The 4,086-nt window shown below is 48.0% G+C and carries 6 protein-coding genes; all 6 read right to left on the bottom strand.

All coding sequences use genetic code 11. The annotated features are described in order from the left end of the window. On the bottom strand, window positions 1-112 hold a 112-nt coding region (locus ACYC56_RS12885), incomplete at its 3' end, for a flagellar basal body protein (protein WP_461374578.1). Between the two features lie 48 nt (window positions 113-160). Then, window positions 161-673 carry a chemotaxis protein CheX gene (locus ACYC56_RS12880; protein ID WP_461374577.1) on the bottom strand — a complete coding sequence of 171 codons (513 nt, stop codon included), beginning with the start codon at window positions 671-673 and terminating at the stop codon, window positions 161-163. Window positions 674-721: 48 nt separating this feature from the next. Continuing rightward, entirely contained in the window at window positions 722-1,570 is an 849-nt protein-coding gene (locus ACYC56_RS12875; protein ID WP_461374576.1) for an HDOD domain-containing protein, read from the bottom strand. A gap of 20 nt (window positions 1,571-1,590) precedes the next feature. Further along, a complete protein-coding gene (locus ACYC56_RS12870) occupies window positions 1,591-2,364 on the bottom strand; it encodes an HDOD domain-containing protein (RefSeq protein ID WP_461374575.1) in 774 nt (257 codons plus the stop codon). Next, window positions 2,345-3,169 (bottom strand): CheR family methyltransferase, encoded by an 825-nt coding sequence (locus ACYC56_RS12865; protein WP_461374574.1) that lies wholly within the window; start codon window positions 3,167-3,169, stop codon window positions 2,345-2,347. Before ACYC56_RS12865 ends, ACYC56_RS12870 begins: the two co-directional genes overlap by 20 nt. Window positions 3,170-3,171: 2 nt before the next feature. Further along, window positions 3,172-4,086, bottom strand: a 915-nt coding sequence (locus ACYC56_RS12860) for a protein-glutamate methylesterase/protein-glutamine glutaminase (protein ID WP_461374573.1), incomplete at its 5' end; no start/stop codon positions are given.

Raw genomic sequence — 4,086 nt, 5'->3', positions numbered from 1 at the left:
AATCCCTTTTAAATCCTGTGGTGTTGGCGTTTGCGATGTTGTTAGCAATAACGTCCTGCTTGGTCATGAGAGCTAACATTCCGGTCGCTGAGGCATACAATCCTCGTATCATCTCACACCCCCTTTACAATAAAAGTGCTATTTCCTGCTCTTGCTCTATCTATCCAACTGCCTTCTTTGGATGGATAACTCTTAGTTCATCTGATATCGCCTGCTCTTTTAGAGCAACGCTTACTTCTATATCCCCGGCTTCACTCATCAAAACGATGTATAAGCGCTGGATATCGATAGTCGATATTAAAACTTTTGTACCGATGATAAGCGTCGGTGGTGTAACGGCAAGATTTGCATAGTCCCTGCCAAACTTGACCGTGGCAAGTCCCGTGATCATGTTGCCGAGTTCGCTAATGGCGCTTTGCGCAAGCTCGTCAAGTAGCGGAACCGGCTGGCCCATCATCTCTGCTGCGATCTTCTTAGCGACCTTGGCGGACATTCCGTAGATCACCTGGCCGTGTATCTCTCCGGTGACACCTATAAGAACACTCACTTCCTGAGACGTTAACGAAGACTGCTGGACCGACAGAGGCCCCTTCTCAAGTTTTAAATTGGTTTCCGTTTCAAAGACCTCGAATGCAGCTTCGAGAAACGGGTTTACAAATTCGACTTTTAGCATTCTCTCTTCCCTTCTCCTTTTTATGTCTCGGTCAAATGCGAGCAAGGCTTAAGCTAAAATTTTCTCGATTTCCTCGGTAATGTTATATGCTGCAAAAATCAGATTATCGATCTCCGGTTCATCGAGTTTCAGTCTATCAAGTGCTTCTTTTTTGAGCGGATAAAGCATACCGTCGCTTCCAACCCCTAAGCCAAGGCTCAGGCAGATAAAATCCGCTACGTGAACGATTGCTGTCAGATCCATATCTTTCCTAGCGCGATCCGGCCTGTGATGGCAGCGAATCGCCTCGACGATCTTATCGTTGAAGTTCCATTTCTCGGCTACTTTGGCACCTATGTCTTGATGATCGAATCCCAGCACCTGTTTTTCGGCCTCTGCGAACGAGAGCCCCTGCGAACCCGAAAGTTCGATGATCTTATCGATCTCTTCGCGCACAAACTGGTTGAGGATAACCTTACCGACATCATGCAGAAGCCCGGCGACAAACGCCTCTTCGATGGAGACATACTTCACCTGGGTCGCAATCAAACGTGATGCAAGCGCGCAGCCAACGGAATGCTTCCAAAGGTCTCCCTTTTCAAGCCCATATCCATGAACCTCACGGTCGTAGAATTTTTGGAGGGTAAGCGCTAAGACAACGCTTTTCAGTGTTTCATAGCCAAGAATTACGATGGCTTCGCTGACCGTAGTGACCTTGCGGGAGAAACCGTAGTATGCCGAATTCGCCATGCGCAGTACACGAGCGGTAAATGCCGGATCATATGAAATAACACGGCTTATATCAATCGCTGAGGATCTTGGGTCATTGGTTAGCTTCAATGCCCGATTCGCTATAGCCGAAAATGGAGGCAGATCTTTTACCTCTTTTAATATCCTCTGTGCGACATCCTGTCCCATGCTTTCCTCCAAAACGGCTTTTAAAGCCCTAAACCTGAAAAATCACCGGATAATAAACCTATGAGGCTCTTTTCCTGCGTCGCGAGCCCTAAGCTCATCGATATGCAATCCGCTAGGTGCACTATTGTTACTAGATCGGGATCTTGTACCGCCAATTCAGGTTCGTGATGACATCTGATGGCTTCGATTACTTTCTCATCGAAGTCCCAATGAGCTGCGACCTGGGCCCCTATCTCTGCATGATCCACCCCAAAGATCGTTCGCTCTGCTTCAGTGGGGATTATGTCCCCCTGGGATGTTATATCGACAAATTTCTGTTGTTCTTCAGATAAAAATTCATCAAGCACGATCTTGCCGATATCGTGCATAAGACCTGCAACAAACGCCATCTCAAGATCATCATAGGCGACTTTAGTCGCGGTCATCCATGCGGAGAGGGCGCAATTCATCGAGTGCTCCCAGAGTTCACCCTTGCTTAACCTATACGCAGGAAGCTCCCGATCGAAAAACTCACGAAGAGAGAAGGCCAGCATCACACCACGAAGGACATCTTCTCCAAGAAAAGCCTCTGCCTCAAAGGACCCGGCTCGATTTCCTGCGAATCCGTATGTGGTAAAATTCGTCATCTGCAGTATTTGTTTTGCGAATTTAGGATCGTGAAGGCCGTGGTCCTCGTTGGGTTCCCCGCTGAGGCTTTTTTCTCTTTCGGCTATTAGAGCCTTGTCGGCTATGTGTGAAAACCGCGGTAATTTTTCGATTTTTTCGCTGATTTTCTTAGCTAGCTTGTCTGACATGTGATCCTCCAACATTCGGGGTCTTAGCGTAGAAGAATGGCCTGAAAACTTGAAAACCGAGATCTCTCGCGTTTAGGATACTCTCGGCTCCGCCTACAAAAAAAATGCCGTGATTTTTGAGCGACGCCCAAAAATTCCGGTAGATAGTATCTTTCGCGTCGTTTGTAAAATAGATAACAACGTTTCGACAGAGTATCAGGTCATAGCTATCCTCATACTTGTCCTTTAATAAATCCTGCTTTTTAAACGTGACTCTTTTCTTGATCTCATCGCTTAACTCAACGTCATTCCCGGTCTGCTTGAAGAAACGCTGTGCGAGGTGCTTGGGAACGTTACGGATATCCTTTTCTAAGTAGCGGCCCTCTCGTGCTGCTTGCAGGATACGGTCATCAAGATCACTGCCGATAATCGTATGCCGCACACCCGGTGCTATTTCCTCGAGTATGAGAGCGAGAGTATACGGCTCGGAGCCGTTTGAACAGCCGGCGCTCCAGATTTTAAGTTGCTTGCTATGCTTTAAGAGCTCGGGAAGAACTACGTCTTGGAGTTCCTTGAACTTCAGAGGATCTCTGTAGAACTCGGATACGTTGATGGTTACCCAATCGATAAACCGGTTGAGCTGTTCCTTATTGCTCGCCAGCATATCTGCGTATACTTTATAGTCTTTGGTTCCGGCTTGCTCCATGATAAAGGTGAGCCTTCGTTGGATCTGCCACGGCTTGTAGTTCTCTAGATTGATGTTTGCAAGCTTTCTTACCTTATCTACAAAATATCGATATTCCGGGCTGTCTATATAATTAGCCATGGCTATCTTCCTCCTTCAATCATTCTCATTATTTCATGGGGCACTTGCTCCAACGGGACGATACGATCGGCATCTCCGTTATCGATAACGCTTTTTGACATCCCGTAGACGACGCAGGTCGATTCGTGCTCTGCAATCGTGCCTCCCCCTTTTTTCTTTATCAGCGACATACCATCGGCTCCGTCCTTGCCCATTCCGGTAAGGATGACTCCTATTGCATTTGCGCCGTAAACAGTCGCACCAGAACTCATCATTACATCTACCGAGGGCCTGACCGAGTTCACTGCAGGGCCGTGGCTAAGTTTAATGATGCCACCCTTTTCGATGAGTATGTGATAGCCACCCGGCGCCATAAAGGCCACCCCGGGCTGCAGGCGGTCATCATTCTGGGCTTCTTCCACCCTGATATTCGATTCTGATTCAATTCTCTTGGCGATGGATCGTATGAACGGTCCTGGCGGCATATGCTGGACGACTACGATAGGGGTTGGAAAGTTCTTAGGAAGCCTCGGCAGTACTTCTATTAACGCCCGAGGTCCACCAGTTGATGAACCTATCATAACAATCTTGTTCTTTGCGATGTTAGATACAACGCTGGATGCTGGGTCTATGCTCTGGGGGCGGACTAGGCCGGCCCTTCGTTTGATCTGAGCTCTGGCCGCGCCCTTAACCTTGGCAATAAGCTCATCTTTGACCTCGGTGAGTTTTATGTTGGTTAAATCGGTGGGTTTGTGTATAAAATCGACAGCGCCCTCGAGAAGTGCCTGGGCGGTCACTTCGGATCCCTCGTCGGTCAAGGTGCTCACCATTACAACCGGGGTAGGGTGTTCCTTCATTATATGACCGAGCGCTGTAAGGCCGTCCATCTTAGCCATCTCTATATCAAGCGTAACGACATCGGGGCTAAGCTTAGCTAC

It is taken from the genome of Candidatus Aquicultor sp. (assembly GCF_054640775.1).
The sequence above is the reverse complement of the archived record's forward strand: the minus strand, read 5'-3'. Positions and strand labels throughout refer to the sequence as shown.

Excerpts from the sequence above, each read along its gene's own strand:
- ACYC56_RS12865 (WP_461374574.1), bottom strand. The coding sequence starts at position 3,169 with ATGGCTAATTATATAGACAGCCCGGAATATCGATATTTTGTAGATAAG.
- ACYC56_RS12880 (WP_461374577.1), bottom strand. The coding sequence starts at position 673 with ATGCTAAAAGTCGAATTTGTAAACCCGTTTCTCGAAGCTGCATTCGAG.
- ACYC56_RS12875 (WP_461374576.1), bottom strand. The coding sequence starts at position 1,570 with ATGGGACAGGATGTCGCACAGAGGATATTAAAAGAGGTAAAAGATCTG.
- ACYC56_RS12870 (WP_461374575.1), bottom strand. The coding sequence starts at position 2,364 with ATGTCAGACAAGCTAGCTAAGAAAATCAGCGAAAAAATCGAAAAATTA.